Source organism: Sandarakinorhabdus sp. (assembly GCF_040398665.1).
In the GTDB taxonomy this organism is placed as follows: Bacteria; Pseudomonadota; Alphaproteobacteria; order Sphingomonadales; family Sphingomonadaceae; genus Sandarakinorhabdus.
Map to the genome: position 1 here is coordinate 217,177 of NZ_JBBATQ010000002.1, position 23,056 is coordinate 240,232.

At 64.3% G+C, this 23,056-nt stretch carries 19 protein-coding genes and 1 tRNA gene; 12 read left to right on the forward strand and 8 right to left on the reverse strand.

Annotated elements, in window-relative coordinates; genetic code table 11:
- Nucleotides 1–106: 106 nt before the first annotated feature.
- From ABWP22_RS03800 to ABWP22_RS03815, 4 genes are all read left to right on the forward strand, one after another.
- On the forward strand, nucleotides 107–1,324 hold the full coding sequence (locus tag ABWP22_RS03800) for an MFS transporter (protein WP_353198615.1): 1,218 nt from the start codon (nucleotides 107–109) through the stop codon (nucleotides 1,322–1,324).
- Nucleotides 1,325–1,364: 40 nt separating this feature from the next.
- On the forward strand, nucleotides 1,365–2,429 hold the full coding sequence (locus tag ABWP22_RS03805) for a sugar phosphate isomerase/epimerase family protein (RefSeq protein WP_353198616.1): 1,065 nt from the start codon (nucleotides 1,365–1,367) through the stop codon (nucleotides 2,427–2,429).
- Between the two features lie 134 nt (nucleotides 2,430–2,563).
- The gene (locus ABWP22_RS03810; protein ID WP_353198617.1) at nucleotides 2,564–3,376 is read left to right on the forward strand and encodes a ThuA domain-containing protein; all 813 of its coding nucleotides are present in this window, start codon (nucleotides 2,564–2,566) and stop codon (nucleotides 3,374–3,376) included.
- On the forward strand, nucleotides 3,373–3,861 hold the full coding sequence (locus ABWP22_RS03815) for an SRPBCC family protein (protein WP_353198618.1): 489 nt from the start codon (nucleotides 3,373–3,375) through the stop codon (nucleotides 3,859–3,861). The genes ABWP22_RS03810 and ABWP22_RS03815 overlap by 4 nt, the downstream gene beginning before the upstream one ends.
- A gap of 436 nt (nucleotides 3,862–4,297) precedes the next feature.
- Here the strand turns inward: ABWP22_RS03815 and ABWP22_RS03820 are convergent.
- The 5 genes from ABWP22_RS03820 to ABWP22_RS03840 form a co-directional block, all read right to left on the reverse strand.
- Nucleotides 4,298–4,373: transfer RNA gene (locus tag ABWP22_RS03820), tRNA-Glu, on the reverse strand.
- An 82-nt stretch (nucleotides 4,374–4,455) separates the two neighbouring features.
- Nucleotides 4,456–6,240 (reverse strand): single-stranded-DNA-specific exonuclease RecJ, encoded by a 1,785-nt coding sequence (gene recJ, locus ABWP22_RS03825; RefSeq protein ID WP_353198619.1) that lies wholly within the window; start codon nucleotides 6,238–6,240, stop codon nucleotides 4,456–4,458.
- 40 nt (nucleotides 6,241–6,280) lie between these two features.
- Nucleotides 6,281–7,261: a class II fructose-bisphosphatase gene (glpX, locus tag ABWP22_RS03830; protein ID WP_353198620.1), complete on the reverse strand. Its 981-nt coding sequence runs from the start codon at nucleotides 7,259–7,261 to the stop codon at nucleotides 6,281–6,283.
- A 71-nt stretch (nucleotides 7,262–7,332) separates the two neighbouring features.
- A complete protein-coding gene (locus ABWP22_RS03835; RefSeq protein WP_353198621.1) occupies nucleotides 7,333–8,625 on the reverse strand; it encodes a homoserine dehydrogenase in 1,293 nt (430 codons plus the stop codon).
- A 3-nt stretch (nucleotides 8,626–8,628) separates the two neighbouring features.
- A complete protein-coding gene (locus ABWP22_RS03840; protein ID WP_353198622.1) occupies nucleotides 8,629–9,840 on the reverse strand; it encodes an LL-diaminopimelate aminotransferase in 1,212 nt (403 codons plus the stop codon).
- A 287-nt stretch (nucleotides 9,841–10,127) separates the two neighbouring features.
- Here ABWP22_RS03840 and ABWP22_RS03845 point away from each other — a divergent pair, with 287 nt between their 5' ends.
- The 3 genes from ABWP22_RS03845 to ABWP22_RS03855 all read left to right on the forward strand — a co-directional run bounded on the left by ABWP22_RS03845 (nucleotide 10,128) and on the right by ABWP22_RS03855 (nucleotide 13,498).
- Nucleotides 10,128–11,918, forward strand: a complete 1,791-nt coding sequence (locus ABWP22_RS03845) for a PHA/PHB synthase family protein (RefSeq protein WP_353198623.1) — start codon at nucleotides 10,128–10,130, stop codon at nucleotides 11,916–11,918.
- 21 nt (nucleotides 11,919–11,939) lie between these two features.
- A complete protein-coding gene (locus ABWP22_RS03850; protein WP_353198624.1) occupies nucleotides 11,940–12,962 on the forward strand; it encodes an alpha/beta hydrolase in 1,023 nt (340 codons plus the stop codon).
- Between the two features lie 125 nt (nucleotides 12,963–13,087).
- Nucleotides 13,088–13,498 carry a glycine zipper 2TM domain-containing protein gene (locus ABWP22_RS03855; RefSeq protein WP_353198625.1) on the forward strand — a complete coding sequence of 137 codons (411 nt, stop codon included), beginning with the start codon at nucleotides 13,088–13,090 and terminating at the stop codon, nucleotides 13,496–13,498.
- Nucleotides 13,499–13,681: 183 nt separating this feature from the next.
- Here the strand turns inward: ABWP22_RS03855 and ABWP22_RS03860 are convergent, their stop codons facing one another.
- Together ABWP22_RS03860 and ABWP22_RS03865 are read right to left on the reverse strand one after the other, a co-directional pair.
- Entirely contained in the window at nucleotides 13,682–15,163 is a 1,482-nt protein-coding gene (locus tag ABWP22_RS03860) for a flavin-containing monooxygenase (RefSeq protein WP_353198626.1), read from the reverse strand.
- 67 nt (nucleotides 15,164–15,230) lie between these two features.
- Nucleotides 15,231–15,809, reverse strand: coding sequence for a GcrA family cell cycle regulator (locus tag ABWP22_RS03865; RefSeq protein WP_353198627.1), 579 nt, complete (start codon nucleotides 15,807–15,809; stop codon nucleotides 15,231–15,233).
- Nucleotides 15,810–15,881: 72 nt separating this feature from the next.
- On the opposite strand from ABWP22_RS03865, the gene ABWP22_RS03870 reads away from it, so the two are divergent.
- The 3 genes from ABWP22_RS03870 to ABWP22_RS03880 all read left to right on the forward strand — a co-directional run bounded on the left by ABWP22_RS03870 (nucleotide 15,882) and on the right by ABWP22_RS03880 (nucleotide 21,275).
- Nucleotides 15,882–16,721: an ABC transporter permease gene (locus ABWP22_RS03870; protein ID WP_353198628.1), complete on the forward strand. Its 840-nt coding sequence runs from the start codon at nucleotides 15,882–15,884 to the stop codon at nucleotides 16,719–16,721.
- A 139-nt stretch (nucleotides 16,722–16,860) separates the two neighbouring features.
- Entirely contained in the window at nucleotides 16,861–18,132 is a 1,272-nt protein-coding gene (locus tag ABWP22_RS03875; protein WP_353198629.1) for an efflux RND transporter periplasmic adaptor subunit, read from the forward strand.
- Nucleotides 18,132–21,275, forward strand: coding sequence for an efflux RND transporter permease subunit (locus tag ABWP22_RS03880; RefSeq protein ID WP_353198630.1), 3,144 nt, complete (start codon nucleotides 18,132–18,134; stop codon nucleotides 21,273–21,275). Before ABWP22_RS03875 ends, ABWP22_RS03880 begins: the two co-directional genes overlap by 1 nt.
- A 14-nt stretch (nucleotides 21,276–21,289) precedes the next feature.
- Here the strand turns inward: ABWP22_RS03880 and ABWP22_RS03885 are convergent, their stop codons facing one another.
- On the reverse strand, nucleotides 21,290–22,354 hold the full coding sequence (locus ABWP22_RS03885; protein WP_353198631.1) for a cytochrome-c peroxidase: 1,065 nt from the start codon (nucleotides 22,352–22,354) through the stop codon (nucleotides 21,290–21,292).
- Here ABWP22_RS03885 and ABWP22_RS03890 point away from each other — a divergent pair.
- On the forward strand, nucleotides 22,329–22,517 hold the full coding sequence (locus ABWP22_RS03890) for a hypothetical protein (RefSeq protein ID WP_353198632.1): 189 nt from the start codon (nucleotides 22,329–22,331) through the stop codon (nucleotides 22,515–22,517). The two genes, ABWP22_RS03885 and ABWP22_RS03890, sit on opposite strands and share 26 nt — an antisense overlap.
- A 129-nt stretch (nucleotides 22,518–22,646) precedes the next feature.
- Nucleotides 22,647–23,054: a nuclear transport factor 2 family protein gene (locus ABWP22_RS03895; RefSeq protein ID WP_353198633.1), complete on the forward strand. Its 408-nt coding sequence runs from the start codon at nucleotides 22,647–22,649 to the stop codon at nucleotides 23,052–23,054.
- Nucleotides 23,055–23,056 lie beyond the last annotated feature (2 nt).

Below are 23,056 nucleotides of genomic sequence, written 5' to 3' on the forward strand. Positions count from 1 at the left end.
ACAGGTGAACGAGCGCAGCGCCATCACTGTGGCCGATGCTTGTTGAGGAGGCAGCGGCTCCATAGTCTGGTGCCACGCTGAATTCATGCAGCGCGGAGGTATTGGGATGGCAAAGGGCGCGGCAGCCAGGGCGGCAGGCATCTACTACGGATGGGCTATAGTTTTTGCGGCTTTTGTTGCGTTTGGTATTGTATTCGGCACGATTACCTACTCCTTCACGATCTTCGTCAATCCCATTGCCACCGCATTTGATGCCACGCCGACAGCCGTGCTGCTGGCCTTTACGCTGACCAATATCGGCACCGGGGTGCTTGGAGTCTATGCCGGGCGGGTGCTCATGCGCTACCGTATCCGGATCGGGATGATGATCGGCCTTTTGGCAATGTCGGCCGGTTTCCTCTGCCTCTCCTTTGCCACGGCGCTTTGGCAAATCTATGTGATATATGGGCTGATGCTGGCGTTCGGTGCGGTGATCGTGGCGCCGCTTGGGGCCTCGGCGCTGGTGACCAACTGGTTCACCGCATCGCGCGGCCGCGCGCTTACCCTGGCGACGCTCGGCACCTCATTCGGGCAACTGCTGCTGCCGCGATTGGCGGCGATAGTCATAGACCGGCATGGCTGGCAAGCCGCGTATCAAGCCTTCGCGCTGGCGATCCTGCTCGCCATGCCGCTGATCTATGTGCTGGTGGTCGACCGCCCGGAGGACCGAGGCTTGCAACCCTTTGGTGGCCCAGCCGAAAAGACTGTTACGCCGACCGGCAATGCGCTGGAGACCGGCGAAATCCTCCGCCACCGGTCGTTTTGGACGATCGGTGTCAGCTATGCGCTGACGGTCACGGTCTATCTGGCGCTTGTCGGCGTGATGGTGCCTTATGCCCGCACCTATGGGGTGACTGCCCTGGAAGCGAGCAACCTTGTCGTGTGCATGGGCGTGTTCGCGATCATCGGAAAAATCTTCTTCGCGACCTTTACCGACCGGCTTGGGCTGAGAAACACGTTCTGGATCGCCATTGCGCTGAACCTCACCGGCTGCGGGCTGCTGGTCACTGCACCGGCCTATCAGATCCTGTTCCTGGCCAGCGCACTGGTCGGTGCCTCTGCGGGGGGCGTGCTACCGCTTTGGCCAGGCATGATCGCATTCCGTTTCGGCCGTGAGGCCCTGCCCAAGGTGATGGGACTGATGAGCCCGATGGTCCTCATCGTTCAAGGATTTGGCGCGCCATTGGCAACCGCGCTCGAGTATCGGCCGGCTTATTGGTTGTTCATCGCAATGCTCATCGGTTCGGCGGTTCTGGCACGCGGCGCCAGCACGCCGAATCGATGAGATATCTTCACGCAGCGCCTTCGAAAGGATTGGACACGCCATGAAACCTTTACTTGATCGTCGCACCTTCATTTCAGGCGCAGTGGCCGCCGCCGGTCTGGCGGGCGTGGCCGCCATCGCGAAGGGCCTCGATCCCATCAATCCCGATATATCGTTCGGAACGACAGGCTCGATCTTCGGCACCTGGGCCCCTGCCGGTCCCAAGAATGAACTGACGCTGCAAATGTCCACCGACATGCCAAAGATGCTTGCTGCATGCAGGCAATACGGGCTCGAGGGTCTGGAGCCCTATTCGGGACAGGTGGTGCAATTCCTCGACAATCCGATGGCATTGAAGAAGCTGCTCGACGGGTCGGGCGTGGCGCTGGCCTCCGTCGGCGATCTGCCACTCCGCCCTGCCGACCGGATGCAAGTGCCAGCGGGCCAATACCCATGGCTCGGCGGCGAAGGTCGCGACTTGCTGATCGCCCAGATGGAGCGTTGCGCGCGCGATTTCCTGCAGCCGCTCGGTGTGACGCACTGGAAGAACAACATGGGGGCGCGGCCCGATGGCGGTCCGAGCGACGATCAACTCAAGAAGCTGGCCGATACCGCGAACGAGATTGGCCGGCGGACGCTGGCGCATGGCGTCAAACTCTCACTCCACCCGCATATTTGGGGACCGATGGAGCGCGAGCATGAATTCCGGCGGATCATGGAACTGACCGATCCGCGCTATGTCTTCCTGATCCTCGACACCGGCCACAATGTTCTGGGCGGGATGGACACCCCGAGAATCGTGAAAGAATTTCTGCCGCGTATCACCGAAGTGCATCTCAAGGATACGTTTCCGAAATTCAAGGGCAACACCAGCACGCCGACCCGCGAACAGCATCTTCAGAAGGGGGTTTATGCCTCGGTCGGGCAGGGCGGAGGCGTTGATTTTCCGAGCATATTCAAGGTGCTACGCGAGGACAAGTTCAAGGGCTGGGCGGTGTTCGATATTGACGCGCCGCGCACCAATGACGGCACCGGGAGCATTGACGACAACATCGCTGCCAGTGTGCGATATATGCGCGACGCGCTGAAGGTGAAGCTGCCCCCGCCCGGCAAGCCGGCATTCTGAACCACGGCGGCCTTTTGGGGAGATGCACAATGCAATGTCGTTCACATGGTTCAAGAATTGGTGGGCTGCTGCTCGCCGCGCAGCTCGCCGCGCTTCTTGCAATGCCATCAGCGGTCCAGGCAGCGGTCCAGGCTGTGGCCAACAATCCCGCGCCTGCCACCGAAACGCCGAAAATTCCGGGGCAGAATCTTGCGGGCATGCGGGTGTATCTGCGCGCCGGTTTGAAGACGCATTCGCCTGGCGAGCATGATTATCCGCAATTTCTGGCGGATTGGTCGAAGCTTTTGACCGAGCGGGGCGCGGTTGTGGACGGATCGTTTCATGCGCCATCGGCGGCCGAGCTGGCGAACATCGATGTGATCGTGATGTACAAGGGCGACGCCGGATACATGAATGCAGAGGAGCGGGCGGCGCTGCGGGCGTTCATCAAGCGTGGGGGCGGGCTGGTGACGATCCATGATCCGCTGTGCGGGCCGGACCCCGAGGAGTTCGCGGGCTATGTCGGCGGGGCGAAGAAGCACGGCGAGGTGAATTACACGCTGGGTGCCGATATTCCGCTGACGATCGTCGACCGGGCTTCGCCGATCATGAAGGGGATGACCGATATCACGCTGTTTGACGAAGCGTTTTACAAGATGACCTGGGCGAAGGGGCCGGGTCTGCATGTGCTGGCGTCGGCGGTGATCCCCGACACACCGGCGGCACGGCGCGGCGGCGGCGTGGGCCAGACGGTGCCGCAAGTCTGGACATATGAACACCGGCTGGAAGACGGAGCGCCGGCCCGGGCCTTTGTGTGGATGCAGGGCCACAGCTATGAGAATTTTGCCAAACCGCAGGTCCGCGACATGCTGTTGAGGGGGATTGCATGGGCTGGCCGGCAGCCGGTCGATGTGCTGGTCGATTATGTCCCGCCCGCAGCGCCGGTGCGAGGGGCGACGCGGCCATGAAGATGACGATGGTCGTGCTTGCGGCGTGGCTGTCTGCTCCGGTGATGGCTGCCGACTATGTGTCGGTGATCAACGAGGTGACCGTGGAGGCGCCGGCCGATGCGGTGTGGGCGCGGGTGGGCGGATATTGCGCGATTTCGGAATGGTTGCCGACGACATGCGTGCTGGAGGGAAGCCTCGCGCCCGGGGGCGAGCCGGGCGTGGTGCGGCGGATCGTGAATGGTACGGTGGTCGAGCCGATGGTGGCGAAGACGGCACGATCATATACCTATTGGCAGACCGTCGGGAATTTGGCGGCTGCCGGGCTGCACGGCACGCTTGCGGCCGAGGCCGATGGTCCGGGGCGGACCCGGCTGCGCTATACATTGGTGTACGACCAAGCGGCGCTGGCATCGGATGCGCTGCGGGCTTCGGAGCGAACACGCCTGCAGGGACGGTTTGCGCAGGCGCTGGCGCGGATGAAGGTGCTTGCCGAAGCGAAGTGAGGATTTTTCCACGCCCAACTCGTCTGCATCGGGGTGTCTCCCGTCAGCACCAACGGCAGAGATCGCCAGGCTCGTAGCCGCGGGCGACATTGCTCGCCCCTTTTCAACCGCCTCACCACAGCAGCGTTGCGCGCGTCCCGTCTTTCGCCGCTGGTGGGCGCCTTGCCGTCGATCGTGCCCGGGCTGCCTTCGCCATCGCGAGCGACCCCGGCATTGACGACATGATATGCGTTTCATAGGAGCGCGCCGATTCGGAAGTCGGCGACCGGGCCTCGCGCTGATTGGCGAGCGTTCAACGTCACCCTGACGCAGGATCTGAGCCCATATATCGTCAGTTCGAGCAGGCAGACCGGTCCCACCTGCCGCAATCGGGCAACGTTCATTACCCTGCAGGCACCAGTCAAGGTTGCGCCAAATCCTAACCTTCTGAAAAGGTTGGTGATCCCTACGGGACTCGAACCCGTGTTTTCGCCGTGAAAGGGCGACGTCCTAGACCGCTAGACGAAGGGACCATCAGCGGGAGGCCGCCTGTTATTGGTCTGAAAGGGCGGCGTCAACCGTGATTTTCAAAAGACGCAAGGAAATGCAGGGCGTTCAGCGGCCATCGGCGAAGGCGGCGTCGTCCAATTCCAGTTCGACCGCGTCGCCGCCGGTCCATTCGTCGCGCTTTACGCGGCCGGCGACATGGATGGGCCGGCGCCCGGCGCCCTGAAGCGCGGCGCCCAGTTCGGTGTCGCCATGCCGCCACGCCATCGCCTTGATGCGGCCGCCATCCGGGCCAGCCAGTTGCAAGCGCAGGTGATTTTCGCCGACGATGCGCGAATCGACCAACTGGAACGGCCCGGCGGCCACCCGCGGTGCCGGCCAGCCCTGGCCATAGGGGCCCGCCGTTTCCAGCACATCGACCAGCCCGGCATTCAGCCCGCGCGGCGCGACGGCGGCATCGATGGCAAGATGACGATTGGCGGTGGCGATTTGCACCGCTGCCAGAAGCCGCTGGTCCAGAAATTCGGCCAGTGCGGCAATGTCGCCCGTCGATACCGTCAACCCCGCGGCCATCGCGTGGCCACCGCCGGCGATCAGCAGGCCCGCGTCCTTCGCGGACAGCACGGCGGCCCCCAGATCGACGCCGGTGATCGACCGGCCGGAGCCCTTGGCGGTGCCATCCTCCTGAATGGCGATGACGATGGCCGGCCGTCCCAGCCGCTCTTTCAGGCGGGAGGCGACGATGCCGATCACGCCGGGATGCCAGCCGCTGCCCGCCACCACGGCGCAGCCCGCTGCGGCATGGCCGGCTTCGGCCATGGCGGCGTCGGAAACCATCTGCTCGATCCCGCGCCGTTCCTGGTTCAAGCGATCAAGTTCGGCGGCAATTGCCGCCGCTTCGCCCGCATCATGGGTGGTGAGCAGGCGCACACCGAGATCGGCCTGGCCCACGCGCCCGCCGGCATTGACGCGCGGTCCCAGCGCAAAGCCGAGATCGCGGGCAAGGGGCGCGCGCGACAGGCGGGCGGCATCGCACAGCGCCGCAAGGCCGATATTGCCGCGCCGCGCCATCACCTTCAAACCTTGCGTGACGAACGCCCGGTTCAGCCCCTGCAGCGCCGCGACATCGGCGACTGTGCCCAACGCCACCAGATCAAGCAGATCGAGCAGATTGGGCGCCTCGCGGCTGGCGAACCAGCCTTGTGCCCGCAACAGGCGATTGAGCGCCACGGCGAGCAGGAAGGCCATGCCAACGGCCGCCAGATGGCCATGTGCGGCGGCCTCAGCGCCTTCATCCAGTCGATTGGGGTTCACCAGCGCCAGCGCGTGCGGCAGCGCTGTGCCGGCCTTGTGGTGATCCACGACAATCACATCCAAGCCGGCGGCCTTCGCGGCCGACAGCGCTTCAAAGCCTTGCGTGCCGCAATCGACCGTCACCACCAGATCGGCGCCGGCCTGTTTCAACGCCACCAGCGCGCCCGCGGACGGGCCATAGCCTTCCAGCAGACGATCCGGGATATAATGGCCGACCTTGCCGCCCACAGCCCGCAGATAGCGGATCAGCACGGCAGCGGAGGTGGCGCCGTCAACGTCGTAATCGCCATAGATCACGATGGCTTCATCGCGGCGCAGCGCCAGCGCCAAGCGTTCGGCGGCCACATCCATATCGGCAAAGATCGACGGATCGGGCAGCCAGTCGCGCAGGGTCGGGGTTTTCAGCCGGGCATAATCCGCCGGATCGCCGCCGCGCGTGCGGAACAGGTGATGCAGCAGGTCATCGGCACCGCGGCCATCCAGGCCATCGCCCGGCACAAACCCGCCGCGCCAGGCCCAGGGCTGGCCGGAGAGCGAGGCAGCAACGCCAAGAACGGGGCGGGGCGGGGGCAGGGACATTCCCCCTTATGCGGGCCGCTGCCACTGCCCTGCAAGCGGCTTAGCCGTGGCGATGGCCGCGATGTTCGCCGCTCACCCAGCGGATCGTGCCGGAACTGGCGCGCATCACCACACTTTGCGTGGTGATCACGCCGTCCTTGCGGCGCTTGACGCCTTTCAGCATCGAACCGTCGGTAACGCCGGTGGCGGCAAAGATGCAATCGCCCTTGGCCAGATCGGTCAGGCCATAGATGCGATCCAGATTCTCGATGCCCCAACGCCGGGCACGGCCACGTTCATCATCGTTGCGGAACAGCAATTTGCCCTGCATCTGCCCACCGACACAGCGCAGCGCCGCCGCGGCGAGCACACCTTCGGGGGCGCCGCCCGAACCCATGTAGATATCGATGCCGGTATCGGGATTGGTGGTGGCGATCACGCCGGCGACATCGCCATCCGGGATCAGCATGATGCCACAGCCCAGGCCGCGCAGTTCGGCCACCAGGGCTTCGTGGCGCGGGCGATCGAGCACGCAAACGATGAGATCGCCGGGCTTCACGCCTTTGGCGGCGGCGACGGCGCGCACATTTTCCGTGGCGCTGCGGCGCAGATCGATGACGCCTTCGGGGTAACCGGGGCCGACCGCGATCTTGTCCATATACACGTCGGGTGCGTTGAGCAGGCCGCCTTCTTCGGCAATGGCCAGCACGGCCAGGGCATTGGGGCCGGCCTTCGCAGTGATGGTGGTGCCTTCCAGCGGATCGAGCGCGATATCGATGCGCGGCCCGGTGCCGATGGCCTTGCCGACCTTTTCACCGATGAACAGCATCGGCGCTTCGTCGCGCTCGCCTTCGCCGATCACCACCGTGCCATCAAGGTCCAACTGGTTGAGGGCGTCGCGCATGGCTTCCACGGCGGCCGCATCGGCGGCCTTTTCGTTGCCGCGGCCGATCAGATGCGAGGCGGCAATGGCGGCATTTTCGGTAACGCGAACCATTTCAAGTACTAACACGCGTTCGAGCATGTTGCTGGCAGCCGTCATGTTTGGAATTCCTTGTAAAGAATCACTAATCGGCGTTCGCTTTACGCCGGCCGCTGGCACGGCGCAAAGCGTCAAAAATCCAGGATATGCATCATCACCGGCTGCCCGGTGACCGAGGCGGACGCCGCCATGTGCGCCAGACTGGCCAGCACATCGGCTTCGCGCGCTTCGTGGGTGATCATCACCAGCGTCGCATCGCCGTCGCTGGAGGTGCCGCGCTGCACCAGGCTTTCGATGGAAACGCCGCAATCACGCAGCACTGCGGTGAGTTCGGCGAGCACACCGGTGCGATCCGCCACGCTGAGCCTGAGATAATAGCGGCCCTGCCGGTCTGCGGCCGGCGCACGCGGCATGGCGGCCAAAGCGCCCACCGGCATCACGAACGGCGGCCGCACATCACCGCGGGCAATATCGACCAGATCGGCGACGACCGCGCTCGCCGTGGGACCCTCGCCGGCGCCGCGGCCCTGGAAGAACAGCCGGCCGACGAAATCGCCTTCCACCACCACGGCGTTCAGGCTGCCCATGGTGGTGGCCACCGGATTGTCGATGGGCACCAGCGCCGGGTGGACGCGTTGGAACAACTGGCCATCCTGCACTTCGGCCAGGCCGACCAGCTTGATGCGGAAGCCCAAGGCCGCGGCCTGGGCGATATCGGTGCGGGCGATGGCGCGGATGCCATGCGCCGCCACCCCGGCAAAATCGATGCGCGCGCCAAATGCCAGCGCCGCCAGAATCGACAATTTGTGCGCGGTATCAATGCCATCAATGTCGAAACTCGGGTCCGCTTCGGCAAAGCCCAGCGCCTGCGCATCGGCGAGCACGGCAGCGAAATCCAGCCCTTCGGCCTCCATGCGCGACAGGATATAATTGCAGGTGCCGTTCATCAGGCCGTAAACGCGGGTGATGCGATTGGCGGCAGCGCCTTCGGCCAGCCCCTTGATGACGGGAATGCCGCCGGCCACGGCCGCTTCATATTTCAGCGGCAGGCCAGCAATTTCCGCGATTTGCGCCAGTTCCATGCCATGATGGGCGAGCATCGCCTTGTTGGCGGTGACCAGCGGCTTGCCGGCGGCAAAGGTGCGCCGGGCCAGGGTGAGCGCCGGGCCATCGCTGCCGCCGATCAGTTCGACCACCACATCGACATCGGCGCGCGTCGCCAGTTCGGCGGCATCGTCTTCCCAGGCGATGCCATCCAGCGAGATACCGCGATCGCGATTGCGGTCCCGTGCCGAAGCCGCTGTCACCACGATCGGCCGCCCGGCGCGGCGGGTGATGAGATCAGCGTTCTGGTTCAGGACCTTCACCACACCGGCGCCAACATTGCCCAACCCGGCAATGCCGATTTTCAGCGCATCCACCATGGTTCAGGCCCCTAACTTCGCCGCCGGCGTGTTGACGCCCATCATCTGGAGATATTTGCGGATATTGCGCGCCGCCTGCCGCAGGCGCTGTTCGTTTTCAACAAGCGCGATGCGCACATGGCCTTCGCCATCCTCGCCATAGCCGACGCCCGGCGCCACCGCGACGCCGGCATGGACCAGCAACTGCTTGGAAAATTCCAGGCTGCCCAGATGCTTCAGGGCCGGCGGCAGCGGCGCCCAGGCGAACATGCTGGCGCGCGGCGGCGGGATATCCCAACCGGCGCGGCCAAAGCTTTCCACCAGCACGTCGCGGCGGCGATGATAGAGCAGGCGGTTCTGCTCGACGATATCCTGCGGGCCATTGAGCGCGGCAACAGCAGCGGCCTGGATGGGCGTGAAGGCGCCATAATCCAGATAGGATTTCACGCGCGTCAGCGCCGAAATCAAGGTCTTGTTGCCGACAGCGAAACCGATGCGCCAACCAGCCATCGAATAGGTCTTGCTCATCGAGGTGAACTCGATCGCCACGTCGCGGGCGCCGGGCACTTGCAGGATCGACGGCGTCGGGCAGCCATCGAACCAGATTTCGCTGTAGGCGAGATCAGACAGCACCCAGATCTGGTGCTTCTTGGCAAAGGCGATCACGCGTTCATAAAAGGCCAGATCGGCGACTTCGGCAGTGGGGTTGGACGGATATCCCATCACCAGCACGCTGGGGCGCGGCACGGTGAAGCGGACGGCGCGCTCCAGCGCTTCGAAATAGGCTTCGTCCGGCGTGGTCGGCACGCTGCGGATGGTGGCACCGGCGATGATGAAGCCAAAGGTGTGAATGGGATAGGACGGGTTGGGCGCCAGCACGACATCGCCGGGCGCGGTGATCGCCTGCGCCAGATTGGCCAGGCCTTCCTTCGAACCCAGTGTCACCACCACTTCGCTATCCGGATCAAGATCGACGCCGAACCGTCTGGCATAATAGGCCGATTGTGCCTTGCGCAGGCCGGGAATGCCCTTTGATGCGCTATAGCCATGCGCGTCGGGCTTGGCGGCCACTTCGGCCAGCTTGGCGATCACATGCGGCGGCGGCGGCAGATCGGGATTGCCCATGCCCAGATCGATGATGTCTTCGCCGCGGGCGCGGGCTGCCGCGCGCATGGCATTCACTTCCGCGATCACATAGGGCGGCAAGCGTTTGATGCGGTAAAACTCGTCCTGCATGGGTTCGTCCGTTGCGCTGAAGGGCTGCGTGTAGGCAACATTGCTTCAAAAGAAAAGCGGCGGGGGACGCTTGTGTGTTCCGCCGCCGCTGCTGTGAAATCCGCTGATCCGGGCGGGTTTCAAGGCGGCGCGGTCGCCACCGCGCGCGCTGCGGCATCCGCAATCGCGGTGCCTGGATTCGCGGCAGTGGCGGCCAGATTGCGGATCATGTAGCCTCGTTAACGCAAGCAGCGATGTTTTGCAAAACCGGCCCGGGCAAGGCATGGTTCGGCCAACGGAGACCTGCCATGCCCGAGCCGACAAAAACCCCCGATCTTGCCGATCCGGCCGCCCTGCAGGCGGTGGCTCAGCAGAATTTCCAGAAGGCCACCGATCTGATGGGCCGCGGCCAGCAGATGGTGCTGGAATTCCTGAGCAAGGAACACGGACAGGAGCCGCTGATCCCCGATCCGCTTGGCATGATGACCACCTGGACCCGGGCGTGGACGGCAATGCTCACCGATCCCGTGCGCCTGATGGAACAACAACAACGGTACATGACCGATGCGCTGGCATTGTGGCAGCGGTTCATGGTGTCGGACAGCGACAAGACGTCAGAAAAGATGGGTGTGAAGGACAAGCGCTTTGCCAGCGCCGCCTGGGCGGAAACGCCGGCCTTCGATTTCCTGCGCCAATCCTATCTGCTTACCGCGAGCCATGTGATGGAGGCGGCACAAGGCATTGACGGCATGGATGCACAGGAAAAGGCCAAGGCGCAGTTCCTGATCAAGCAGTTCGTCGATGCGATGAGCCCGTCGAATTTTGCGCTCACCAACCCCGATGTGCTGAAGGCGACGGTGGATACCGGCGGCACCAACCTGTTGAAGGGCCTCGAACATCTGCTGGATGACCTGCGCGCCGGGCGGATGCGGATGACCGACGAGAACGCCTTTGAAGTCGGTCGCAATGTTGCCATCACACCGGGCAAGGTGGTGTTTCAGAACCGGCTGTTCCAACTGATCCAGTACAGCCCGACGACGGAAACGGTGTTCGAAACGCCACTGCTGATCTTCCCGCCATGGATCAACAAATTCTACATCCTCGATCTGACGGCGGAGAAAAGCTTCATCCGCTGGTGTGTCGAACAGGGCATCACCGTGTTCATGGTCAGTTGGAAGAACGCCGACGAGACGCTGGCTGATGCCACGCTCGACACCTATGTCGATGAAGGCATGTTCACGGCGCTGCGGATCGTGCGCGAGATCTGCGATGCGCCGGCCGTGCACACGATCGGTTACTGCGTGGCCGGCACCACGCTGGCGGCGGCGCTGGCGGTGCTGGCGGCGAAGGGCGAGGCCGACAGGATCGCCAGCGCGACCTTCTTCACCGCGCAGGTGGATTTTGCCGATGCCGGTGAATTGAAGATCTTCATCGATGATGCCGGGCTCGACACGATGGCGCGCATCAAGGGCGACAGGTCGGTGATGGACGGCCGCTATCTGGCCAGCACCTTCAACCTGCTGCGATCGAACGACCTGATCTGGAATTATGTGGTGAACAACTACATGCTGGGCAAGGATTATTTCCCGTTCGATCTGCTCTATTGGAACAGCGACGCCACCAACGTGCCGGCGAAATGGCACAGCGCCTATATCCAGCAGATGTACCGCGACAATCTGCTGGTGGTGCCGGGCGCGATCCAAGTGGGCGGCGTGGGCATTGATCTGTCGCTGGTGCAGACGCCTTCCTACATCCAGGGCGGCAAGGAAGACCATATTGCGCCGGCCCGCAGCGCCTTCAAACTCACCAAGGCCTTCAGCGGCGAGACGCGCTTCGTGCTGGCCGGCAGCGGGCATATCGCCGGCGTGGTCAACCCGCCGTCATCGGGCAAATATCAATATTGGACGAATGAGGCCGGCGCAGACTCGCTCGATGCGTTCGTGGCCGGCGCCAAGGAGACCAAGGGCAGTTGGTGGCCGGATTGGCTGGCGTGGCTGACGCCCCGCTCGGGCAGCCAGGTGAAGGCGCGGGTGCCGGGTGCAGGGGCATACAAGGCGATCGAGGATGCGCCTGGGCGGTATGTGAAAGAGCGGATTTGAGCGAGCCATCGGGGGGACGACATGCTGACACGCCGTGACTCATTCGGGGCCGCGGCGGCGTTTGCGCTGCTGCCCGGCTCTGCAGTCGAAGCTGCATCCACGGCCGCGGCCGATGCGGTTTCCAGCATCGGGGCCCGTGCAGACATCATTGCCGAAGATCATTGGGCGACCAAGGGTGATGTGCGGCTGTATATCTATCGCAAGCGGCTGCGCGGTGCGAGGTCCGGTCAGCCTGTGCTGTTTCTGGTGCATGGTTCGAGCTTTTCCGGCCGCGGCGGCTTTGATCTGCAGGTGCCGGACGCCGCCGATCACAGCATGATGAACTGGTTTGCCCAGCGCGGCTTTGATGTATGGACCATGGACCATGAAGGCTATGGCCGCTCCACGCGCACCGGCCGATTATCGGATATCGCGTCGGGTGCCGACGATCTTGCCGCTGCCTTTGCGGTTGTCGAGCGTGAGACCGGCGTGCGCGCGCCCCTGGTTTATGGCCAGTCTTCCGGGGCGCTGCGCGCCGGATTGTTTGTCATGCGCGAACCGCGCCGGGTCGAACGTCTGATTCTCGATGGGTTCACGCACACCGGCAACGGCGCGCCCGAAATCCTGCGGCGCCGCGCCAATGTTGCTGCCTTGCGCGCCACCCCCCATCGGCCCGCCACCGAAGCGACCTATGTCAACATCTTCAGCCGGGATGATCCGACCACGGTGGACCCGGCGGTTCCCAGGGCGCTGGCTCGCTATGAGCTCGCGCTGGGGGACCGCATCCCCAACGGTGCCTATCTCGACATGGCAACCCGGATGCCGATCGTCGACCCGGCCAGCCTGACCATGCCGGTGCTGATGACCCGCGCGGTCCATGACGGCAATGCCACAGAGGCGGACCTGCTGGAATTCTTCGGCAAGCTCCCGTCCCGCGACCGGCAGTTTGCGATCATCGATGGTGTGGCGCATGTCGCCGTGCTGGGTATCAACCGTTTCCGGGTTTTTCACGCCATGCTGGGATTTCTGACGGCGCCGGATCTGGGATTTGCCGGCAAGGATTAGTGCGGCGGCTTGCCGGGAACGAGGCGGCGGTGCTGTCCTTCCCTCCCGCAAGGGGCGAGGGGCCGGCGTGTCGGAACGTTCGGGTGTCAGCTTCGTTGATGCATGTGTACCTCAGGAGAAAGCACATGCGTGCGGTGATGGTGATGATGGCGGGTGCCCTGGTGGTTTCGGGGTGCGCGGCGGGGTTTGACAACCGGCTGCAACGCAACTGGCGCGGCTATGATTACAACCGGCCCGATCCCGGTTATGGCGGCTATGATGCCGGGCGTTATTATCAGGACAATCCGCGCCGGCAGGAGCGGCGCCTGTCGCGCAACGATCGTGTGTATCGCGGGCAGGACGGGCGTTATTATTGCCGGCGCAATGATGGTTCGACCGGGCTGATCATCGGCGCGGTGGGCGGCGGCGTGCTGGGCAATGTGATTGCGCCGGGTGGTTCGGAAGTGCTGGGCACGATCCTGGGCGCGATCGGCGGCGGTGTTGCCGGACGGGCGATCGAGCGCGGCGGCAATCGGAATGACGTGCGCTGCCGGTGAGAGTACGGTGAGGGGGCAACCCCTCACCCCGGGCCGCCTTCGGCGTCTCTCGCCCTCTCCCGCAGCCGCAGGCGACGCCTCTGGCGTCAACGGGAGAGGGGTGGCGCGTGTGGCGGCGCTGGGAACCCCTCTCCCGGGCCGGCTGCGCCGTCTCTCGACCTCTCCCCCAAGGGGAGAGGTGAATCACTCGGCGGCTTCCAGCATGGGCGTCATGGCGTGCGCCTTGCTGAAGACGATCTCGTCGGTCACCGGGCCATCCAGCAGCTCGCGGCGATCATATTTGTAATCGGCGGTGACCACCCATGGCGCGCGGTTGCCGGAGCGGGGCAGGGCGTCGGCGCCGCGTTGGACGTAGCCGCTGGCCAGGTCCATGGCGACGCGTTCGGGCACCACATCCGGCGCGGGCGTTGGCGTGGCGATGTCCATGCCGGTGCGGCGCATGTGCGTGAGCAGCCGGCAGACATATTCGGCGATCAGGTCTGACCGCAGGGTCCAACTGGCGTTGATGTACCCGAAGCTGATCGCCATGTTGGGGAAGCCGGAGAACATCATCCCCTTGTAGGCGAGTGCATCGGCAGTGCGGCGGGGCTGGCCATCGACGGTGACCCCCATGCCGCCCAGCGCCTGCAAGGCCAGCCCGGTGGCGGAAACGATGATGTCGGCCTCAAGCAACTTGCCCGAAACAAGGCGGATGCCGCCGCTTTCGAACCGATCGATCTGATCGGTGGCGATGCTGGCGGTGCCGGCGCTCAGCGCCTGGAACAGATCGGCGTCGGGCACCAGGCACAGGCGCTGATCCCAGGGGTTGTAGCCAGGGGTGAAGTGGGTTTCGAGATCATAATCGGCCGGCAACAGCTTGGCGAGCCGGCCGAGCAGCGCGGTGCGCACCTTGGACGGGTTGGCGCGCGTCTGCTTGTAGAACCACTGGCCCATGGTGACATTTTTCCAGCGGGTGAGGTTGTAGGCGGTTTGGGCCGGCAGCACGGCGCGCAGCAGATTGGCGATGGCATCAGCCGACGGGCGGGAAACCATCCAGGTCGGCGTGCGCTGCAGCATCGTCACATGGGCGGCACGCTTGGCCAGTTCGGGCACCAACGTCACCGCAGTGGCGCCAGAGCCGATCACCACGATGCGCTTGCCGGTATAATCCAGTGATTCCGGCCAGAATTGCGGGTGGATGATCTGGCCGGCAAAATCCGATTCGCCCGGCCAGGTCGGGCGATAGCCCTGCGCATAGTTGTAATAGCCGGAGCACATGTAGAGGAAGCGGGTGGTGAGCGTGACCGGGCCGCTGGCGGTCGTGGCGGTGACCGTCCAGCGCGCGGTGGCGCTGTCCCAGGCGGCATTGGTCACCTTGTGCCCGAACCGGATGTGCGGCGTGATGCCGTGTTCTTGCGCTGTTTCGCGGATATAGCTGCGAATGGAGGGACCATCGGCGATGGCCTTGGCGGCCGTCCACGGCTTGAAGCGATAGCCCAGCGTGTACATGTCGCTGTCCGACCTTATGCCGGGGTAGCGGAACAGATCCCAGGTGCCGCCGATGGCGTCGCGGCCTTCGATGATTGCCCAGCGCTCGTTCGGGCATTTCTGTTTGAGATGCACGGCAGCGCCGATGCCGGACAGGCCGGCACCGACAATCAGGACGTCAAGGTCGGGTAAACTCATTGGTGATCCTCCGCTTTACGTTTGCGTAAAGCGGGCCGCGCCAGCCAACAATGAGGCAAAGTGGCAGCTATTTGCGGATCGGCCCAAAGGTGGTCGGCAACTGGCGCGGGCGATCGCGGCGGGCAACCTGCGCCTGATAGGCGATCAGGCAATGTTCGTTGCAATAGGGGAAGCCCGGCTGGGTGCCCTTGCCGCAGAAGTGGAAATCCGCCTCGCCGGGGTGGCCGATCGGCCATTTGCAGACCTTCTCGTTCAGATCGAGCAAGGTGGTGCGCGCCTGCTTGCCGGATTTGGCCTTGGCCGTGGTGCGCGGCGCTGGCGGCGCGGCGGCAGGAATGGCGGCGGCGGTTGGCGTGGGGGCGGCAGTCGGTGCGGGCGCCGCAGCCGGCGCGGGCGCCGGACGGGCCGGCGCGGCGGCCGGCGGGGCCGCAGCAACGGGGCTGTTGGCCGGTATGCCGGCAGGCGCTGGCGAGCCATCGGTGGCCTTCACCGGCGACGGGCGGCTTTCGAGGCCGAGGCGATGCGCCTTGCCGATCACGGCATTGCGGGTGACGCCTTCGCCCAGCAATTCGGCAATCTGGGTTGCGGTCATGCCGCTTTCCCAGCCATGCTTCAGTTTGGCGATGCGTTCGTCGGTCCAGGCCATGGGCAATATCGATCCAAAGGGCAGGCGGCGCCCACTTGGCAGCCGCAGCGTTCATCCCTAGGTGAGATAGCCATGACGCCCCCAAATAACAAGCCAGAGCGGATTTTCGAACGGGCGGAGCCGGGCGTGACCGTCATTGCCCGCTTCAACACCGAAGGGCTGAAAACGCTCTATCTCAAGGAAGTGCGGCGCTTCTGGAAAGTGCAGTTGCAGACGGTGTGGGCGCCGGCGATCACCACCTTGCTGTTCCTGGTGATCTTTGCTGTTGCGCTCGGACGCAGCGGCAATGCCGTGCTCGGCGTGCCCTATGCCAATTTTCTGGGGCCGGGGCTGATCGTGATGGGCATGATTCAGAACAGCTTTGCCAACACGTCCTCTTCGATCCTGGTGGCCAAGATGCAGGGGTCGATCATCGACGTGCTGATGCCGCCGCTGTCAGCCGGGGAACTGCTGCTGGCCTGGGTGGCTGGCGCACTGACCCGCGCCTGGGCGGTGGGCATTGCGGTGTGGGTGGTGATGGCGCTGGCGCCGGGGGTGGATGTGGTGGTGCACGATCCGTTGCTGATCCTGTATTTCGGCACGATGGGCTCGGTGCTGCTGGCGCTGCTTGGGGTGTTGACCGGGGTGTGGGCGGAGAAATTCGATCATGCCGCTGCGGTGAGCAATTTCGTCATTCAGCCGCTGACATTGCTGTCGGGCACATTTTACGTTGTCGATCGGGTCAGCCCGTTTATGGCGGGCATGGCGCGGGTGAACCCGTTTTTCTATGTGATCGATGGGTTTCGGGCCGGCTTCATCGGCATCAGCGACGGGCATTTGTTGCGGGGCGCGATCGGCCTGGCGATCGTGAATGCACTGTTGTGGTTTATCTGCTATCGCGTGCTCCGTTCCGGCTGGAAGTTGCGCGCCTGAACAAATGTGCGGCATGCGGCAACGACGTATTTGCTTGGCCTGCGCCGGATGATTAACGGCAACTGCGCATCGCCTGCGGGGGAAAGCGGGATAAGCCGCGTATCGGGGTAGGCTGCGTAAGGGTTTGAAGTGCAAGAATATGGTTGATCATCCGAACCTTTCAAATGCCGGTTTGCAGATTGCCGTGCGCACCGGCGCAGGTTTTGCCCTGCTGCTGCTGGCGGCATGCGGCGGCGGCAAGGAAGAATCCGGTCGCCCCGGCGGTCGTCGTGGCGGCATGCAGACCGTGGCGGCGATGGCCGTGCCGATGGAAAATTATGCCCCCACGCTGGTGGCGCTGGGTACGGTGACGCCGCGGCAGAGCGTGGCGGTGCGGCCGCGTGCCGATGGCGAGATTGTCTCCATCGGTTTCAACGAAGGCGATTTTGTCCGCGAAGGCCAGGTGCTGTTCCAACTGGATTCCCGCCAGGCGCAGGCATCGGTGCAGCAGGCCGAGGCCGAGGTGAAGGGCGCCGTTGCCGCCGAGCGCCGTGCAAGGCTTGATTTCGAACGCGCCGAAGCGCTGGTCAGCAAGGGCTTCATCTCGACCGCGATCCGCGACGAGCGCCGGGCTGCGGCCTATTCCGCATTGAGCCAGATCGAGACCACCAAGGCGCAATTGCGCCAGGTGCAGGTGTTGCTGTCCTTCCTGACCGTGCGGGCCCCGATTTCGGGCCGCACCGGCGAACTGGGCCTGCGGCGCGGCGCCAACGTGCGGCAGGGTGATGCGGCGTTGGTGACGATCAACCAATTGTCCCCCATCCATGTGCGCTTTCTGGTGCCGGCCAGCGATATTGCCGCGGCGCGGGCGGTGCTGCGGCAGGGCGGCGGGCGCGTGGTCGCCAAGACAGAGGTTGGCGGCAAGGTGCTCGCCACCGGCAAGCTGGTGTTCCTTGATAACAATGTCGATCCTGGCAACGGCGGCGTGACGGCGCGGGCCGAATTTGCCAATGCCGATGACGGTCTGTGGCCCGGATCGATCGTCAACGTTGAATTCCCGCTGGCCGCGCCGACACCGCATCTGGCGGTGCCTGAGGGTGCAGTGCAGACGGGGCGTGACGCGCCGTTCGTGTGGGCGATCCGCAAAGGCGGCGGCAAGCCAGCGGGCGACGCCGCCAATGCGGGCAGCGCGCCCCCGGGCGTCGGCCGCGGCGGGGCGACCGTACAGATGCGCGATGTCGTGGTTGCGGGTCGGCTGGGCGGCAAGGTCTATCTTGAAAGCGGCGTGAAGGCCGGCGAGCAGGTGGTCGTGGATGCGCTTGCCAAGCTGAAGGACGGGGACACGGTCAGGGTCAAGCCCGCCGGAGATGCCCAGATGGCTGTGCGCCCTGGTGACGAGGCCCGCACGCTGCCGGCCGGAGCGGCAGGCTGATGGGTTTCGTTCGCACCTTTGTCGAACGCCCGGTCGCTACCACGCTGCTGACGCTGGCGATGATTTTCGCCGGCATTTTCGGCTATCGCCAATTGGCGGTTTCGGCATTGCCGGAGGTCGATCTGCCCACCATCCAGATTCAGGCCAGCCTGCCCGGTGCCAACCCCGGCACGATGGCGGCATCGGTGGCCACACCGATCGAGCGCCAGCTTTCGACCATCGCCGGCATCGAGCAGGTGATTTCGACGAGCAACACCGGCAGCACCAATATCACCGTGCAGTTTGCGCTGGATCGCGACATTGATTCGGCCGCGCTCGATGTGCAGTCGGTGCTGTCGGCTGTCACCCGCCGGCTGCCGCCGGAAATGCCGAGCCCGCCCAGCTTCACCAAGGTCAATCCGGCTGACCAGCCGGTGCTGATCCTTTCGGTGCGCGACAAGACGCGGGCGATGAACCAGTTGCAGACGCTGGTGGACACGTTGATGATCCCGCGGCTGTCCACGCTGCGCGGCGCTGGCCAGGTGCAGACCTATGGCGACCGGCGCTTTGCCATCCGCGTTCAGTTCGATCCCGATGCGCTGGCGTCGCGCAATCTGACGGTGGATGAGCTGCGCACGGCGATTGCCAGCGCCAATTCCAACCTGGCGGTCGGCTCGATCACCGGCGGCGCTCGCAATTTCGTGCTGGAGGCGTCGGGCAATCTGGAAAAGCCGGAGGATTTCGCGCGCGTCATCATCGCCACGCGCAATGGCCTCCCCGTGCGCGTCGGTGATGTCGCCAGCGTGATCAGCAGTTACGAACGATTGCGTGGCGGTGCCAAGTTCAATGGCGAACCGGCATTGACCATTGCGGTGTCCCGACAGCCCGGCGCCAATGTCGTCCAGCTGGTCGATGAAATCCGCCGCGTGCTGCCCGCCGTGCGTGATGCGATGCCGCCGTCGGTGGAGATCAGCGAACTCGTCGATCGGTCGGAATCGGTGCGCGAATCGGTGTTCGATTCGCAGGTCACCCTGGTCGGCACGGCGCTGCTGGTCATTCTGGTGATCTATCTGGTGCTGGGTGATGCCCGCGCCACCTTCATTCCGGCGGTGGTGCTGCCGGTCGCGGCGATCGGCACATTTGCCGGCATGTACATGTTCGGCTTCAATCTCGACAATCTTTCGTTGCTCGCGCTCACGCTCGCCACCGGATTTGTGGTTGATGATGCCATCGTTGTGCTGGAGAACATCGTCCGCCACACCGAAGAGGGCGAGGATCCGCGCGCCGCGGCTGTCACTGGCGCCAACGAGATTGCCTTCACCGTGCTGTCGATCTCGGTCAGCCTGGTGGCCGTGTTCATCCCGCTGCTGTTCATGGGCGGCATCATCGGCCGGCTGTTCTTTGAATTTGCCGTTACCATGACCATTTCCATCGCTGTTTCGGCGGTGCTCAGCCTGACGCTGATTCCGATGATTGCCGCGCGCCTGCTGAAGGCCGGCCATCAGGAACCCGGCAGGGTGGCGCGCATCACCACCGGCGCCTTCGACAAGATGGCCCGCGGCTATATGCGCGGCTTTGATTGGACGATGCGTCGCCGCAAGGCGGTGGGCGTGCTCATTGTGGTGTCGATCGGCGTGGCGGTGTGGGGCTTCACCGTGGTTCCCAAGGGCTTTTTCCCGACCGAAGACACCGGCACGATCTTTTTCGGCACCGAGGCTGCGCCCGATGACGGCTATGCCGACATGCAGGCCAAGCAGGACCAGGCGGCCGCCATCGTGCTCAAGGACCCGGCAGTGGCACGGATGAACTCCATTGTCGGTGGCGGCGAATCCAATCGGGGCCGCATGTTCGCCCCGCTGAAGCCGCGCAGCGAACGTGATTCGGCCGAAGTCGTGCAGGCACGGCTGCGCAAATCACTGTCGGGCATTCCCGGCTTCTCGGCCTTCCCCAACATGCCGCAGAATCTCAATCTGGGTGGCCGGCAGAGCCCGACCAATTATCAGTACACGATCAATTCGGTGGACAAGGAAGAACTGTATAATTTCGCGCCCAAGCTTGAAAGCGCGATGCGCGGCCTGCCCGGTCTGGTCGATGTGAACAGCGATTATCAGCGCGGCAGCCGCCAGGCGTTTGTGGAGGTCGATCGCGACGCTGCGGCGCGGTTGGGGGTGCCGGTGGAGGCTGTGCGCCGCGTGCTGCTCGCCGCCTATGGCAACCAGCAGATCAGCCGGATTTTCACCGATGCCGATGATTATCAGGTGATCATGGAAATCAATCAGGCCAGCCAGATGAACCCCGATGCCATCGGCCGGCTGACCGTGCGTGGTGCCAATCAGGGCGGCGGCGGCCAGGTTGGCGGCGGCCAGTTGGTGCCCCTGTCGGCGGTTACCCGCATAAGGGTCGAAGGCGCGCCGCTCACCGTGTCGCACCAGAGCCAGTTGCCGGCGGTGACGCTGTCGTTCAATCTCGCCCCCGGCGTGGCGCTCAGCCAGGTGAAGCCGCTGATCGAAAAGGCTGCGACCGATCTGGGCCAGCCCAGCGGCATTACCGGCGCACTGGGCGGCAATGCGCAGCAGTTCGAAGCCAGCACGGCGACCATGCCGATCCTGTTCCTGGCGGCGATCATCGTCATCTACATCGTGCTGGGTGTGCTGTATGAAAGCTTTGCGCACCCGATCACCATCCTGTCGGGTCTGCCGGCAGCCGGCATCGGCGCGGTGGCCTTCCTGTGGCTGTTCAACATGCCGCTGGATGTGATCGGCATCATCGGCGTCGTGCTGCTGATCGGGATCGTCAAGAAAAACGCCATCATGATGATCGATTTCGCCCTGGCCGGGCAGCGGCAGCATGGCTGGACGCCGGCCTATGCCATTCGCGAAGCTGCGTCCAAGCGCTTCCGCCCGATCATGATGACCACCTTTGCCGCCATGGCCGGCGCCGCGCCGCTGGCCCTGGGCCTGGGTGCCGGCGCCGAACTGCGTCAGCCGTTGGGCATTGCGGTGATGGGCGGGCTGATGGTCAGCCAGGTGCTGACCCTGTTCATCACGCCGGTGGTGTATCTGGGCATCGAAGGCCTGATGGCGCGCTTCCGGTCGCGCGGCGGGGCGGCTGAAATTGCCGAACTGCCGGGCAGCAAGGCCTTCCAGACGGAAGCTGCCGAATAGAGCGCTTTCCGCGATCAGCGGAAGGGCGAGGCGAAGCGGCGGTCTGCGACGAAGTTCGGATCGTTGAAGGTTTGCATGAAGGCCACCAGCGCGGCCTTGTCGGCGGTGGACAGGTTCAGCCGCTGCGGCGCGCCGCCGGGCCCGCGCAGGCGATTGTCCAACGCCGGGCCAGCCTGGATGCCGCTGTTGTAGAATTCGACCACCGCATCCAGCGTGGCAAAGCGGCCATCGTGCATGAAGGCGCGCGACAGGCCGACATTCTTCAGGCTGGGGGATTTGAACACGCGGGTCTCCCCGGCATCAAGGCCATTGCTCTGCGAATTGGCCGCCAGGGCAAAGCTTGGTGGCAGATGGCAGGCCGAACAGCCGGCACCGCCAGCGTTCTGTCCCGTCATGAACAGTTGCCGGCCGCGATTTTCCTGATCGCTGAAGCCGGGCAGCGTGACGTTGAGATTGCGGTTGGGCGCAGCGGCGTTGAACACCTGGGCATAGGCGGTGTCCCACCGGCTGTTGCTGCTGATCATCGCGCGCTGGAACTGCGCCAGCGCCTGGCCAATGCGGGCCTCGCTCACCACGGCCGAGCCAAAGGCAAAGGCGAACAATTCCTGATAATAGGGCAGGGCCTGCAGCCGCGTGACCAGCGCAGCCACACCGCCGGCGGACGCATCCCAGCCCATCTCGATCGGGTTGATGATCGGCTGGATCGCCTGCGCCTCCACCGATGCGGCGCGGCGATCCCAGAACATGGTGCCTGGCCGCCAATAACGGATATTGCCCAGCCGCATGGCGTGGGCGGTGGTGAACTGCACGCCGGAAAAGCCGGTGGAAAACCGGTTCGGATCGTCAAAGCCGTTGTCCTGGCGATGGCATGAGGCGCAGGCCACGGTGGCGCTCACGCTCAACTGCCGATCATGAAACAGCACACGGCCCAAGGTGGCGATCCGATTGTTGATCGCATTGTCGGCAGGCGTGTTGTCGAGCGCGGCGACCGTTGCATCATAATGGGCGGGCAGGACCGGTGCGGCATATTCGGACAGATTGGCAAAATCGATGGTGAGCAGCGCGCTGGCGTTGGGCAAGGCGGTTGGCGTTGGCGTGGGTGTTGGCGTGGGTGTTGGCGTGGGTGTTGGCGTTGCCACGGCCACCGGCGTTGCGGCGGCGGTGTTGGTGGCGGTGGTGTTCCCGCTGCTGCATCCGGCCAATGCCAGAGCCATGACCAGAACCGATGCCGTGCCTCGATAACACATTTTACATTTCCCCTCTGAGAGTGCGATACGCAGGACAGTCGGCTTTCCCCCGCCGCTTGCCAAACATGGCAGGCAGACACACCATATTCTTGCGATAGGATCAGCGCAGAGGAGACCCAGGCCCATGTCTGTTGCTGCCGAGAATCTGTCCCGCTGGCATGCCCATGTGAAAAGCCCCGATCATCAGGCGTTGTGGGACATGTTGCACCCCGATGCGGTGTTCGAAAGCCCGGTCGTGCACACGCCGCAGCGCGGGCGCGAGATCGTGTTCAAATATCTGGCCAGTGCCGACAAGGTGCTGGGCGGGCCGGGCTTCACCTACACTGGCGAATGGCTGAACGCGAACGGCGCGATCCTGGAATTCGAAAACACAATCAACGGCATCAAGGTGAACGGCATCGATATGATCACCTGGGATGATCAGGGCCGCATCGTGCATTTCAAGGTGATGGTGCGGCCGTTGAAGGCGATCCAGATGGTTCATCAGATGATGGGCGAGATGCTGCAAGTGATGGCGGCGAAACCGGCCTGATT

What these genes read in the sequence shown, in the direction of transcription:
- ABWP22_RS03805 (WP_353198616.1), top strand. Translation starts at nt 1,365, where the DNA reads ATGAAACCTTTACTTGATCGTCGCACCTTCATTTCAGGCGCAGTGGCC.
- ABWP22_RS03815 (WP_353198618.1), top strand. Translation starts at nt 3,373, where the DNA reads ATGAAGATGACGATGGTCGTGCTTGCGGCGTGGCTGTCTGCTCCGGTG.
- ABWP22_RS03870 (WP_353198628.1), top strand. Translation starts at nt 15,882, where the DNA reads ATGACGCCCCCAAATAACAAGCCAGAGCGGATTTTCGAACGGGCGGAG.
- ABWP22_RS03800 (WP_353198615.1), top strand. Translation starts at nt 107, where the DNA reads ATGGCAAAGGGCGCGGCAGCCAGGGCGGCAGGCATCTACTACGGATGG.
- ABWP22_RS03845 (WP_353198623.1), top strand. Translation starts at nt 10,128, where the DNA reads ATGCCCGAGCCGACAAAAACCCCCGATCTTGCCGATCCGGCCGCCCTG.
- ABWP22_RS03875 (WP_353198629.1), top strand. Translation starts at nt 16,861, where the DNA reads ATGGTTGATCATCCGAACCTTTCAAATGCCGGTTTGCAGATTGCCGTG.
- ABWP22_RS03855 (WP_353198625.1), top strand. Translation starts at nt 13,088, where the DNA reads ATGCGTGCGGTGATGGTGATGATGGCGGGTGCCCTGGTGGTTTCGGGG.
- ABWP22_RS03860 (WP_353198626.1), bottom strand. Translation starts at nt 15,163, where the DNA reads ATGAGTTTACCCGACCTTGACGTCCTGATTGTCGGTGCCGGCCTGTCC.
- ABWP22_RS03895 (WP_353198633.1), top strand. Translation starts at nt 22,647, where the DNA reads ATGTCTGTTGCTGCCGAGAATCTGTCCCGCTGGCATGCCCATGTGAAA.
- ABWP22_RS03880 (WP_353198630.1), top strand. Translation starts at nt 18,132, where the DNA reads ATGGGTTTCGTTCGCACCTTTGTCGAACGCCCGGTCGCTACCACGCTG.
- recJ (WP_353198619.1), bottom strand. Translation starts at nt 6,240, where the DNA reads ATGTCCCTGCCCCCGCCCCGCCCCGTTCTTGGCGTTGCTGCCTCGCTC.
- glpX (WP_353198620.1), bottom strand. Translation starts at nt 7,261, where the DNA reads ATGACGGCTGCCAGCAACATGCTCGAACGCGTGTTAGTACTTGAAATG.
- ABWP22_RS03865 (WP_353198627.1), bottom strand. Translation starts at nt 15,809, where the DNA reads ATGGCCTGGACCGACGAACGCATCGCCAAACTGAAGCATGGCTGGGAA.
- ABWP22_RS03835 (WP_353198621.1), bottom strand. Translation starts at nt 8,625, where the DNA reads ATGGTGGATGCGCTGAAAATCGGCATTGCCGGGTTGGGCAATGTTGGC.
- ABWP22_RS03850 (WP_353198624.1), top strand. Translation starts at nt 11,940, where the DNA reads ATGCTGACACGCCGTGACTCATTCGGGGCCGCGGCGGCGTTTGCGCTG.
- ABWP22_RS03840 (WP_353198622.1), bottom strand. Translation starts at nt 9,840, where the DNA reads ATGCAGGACGAGTTTTACCGCATCAAACGCTTGCCGCCCTATGTGATC.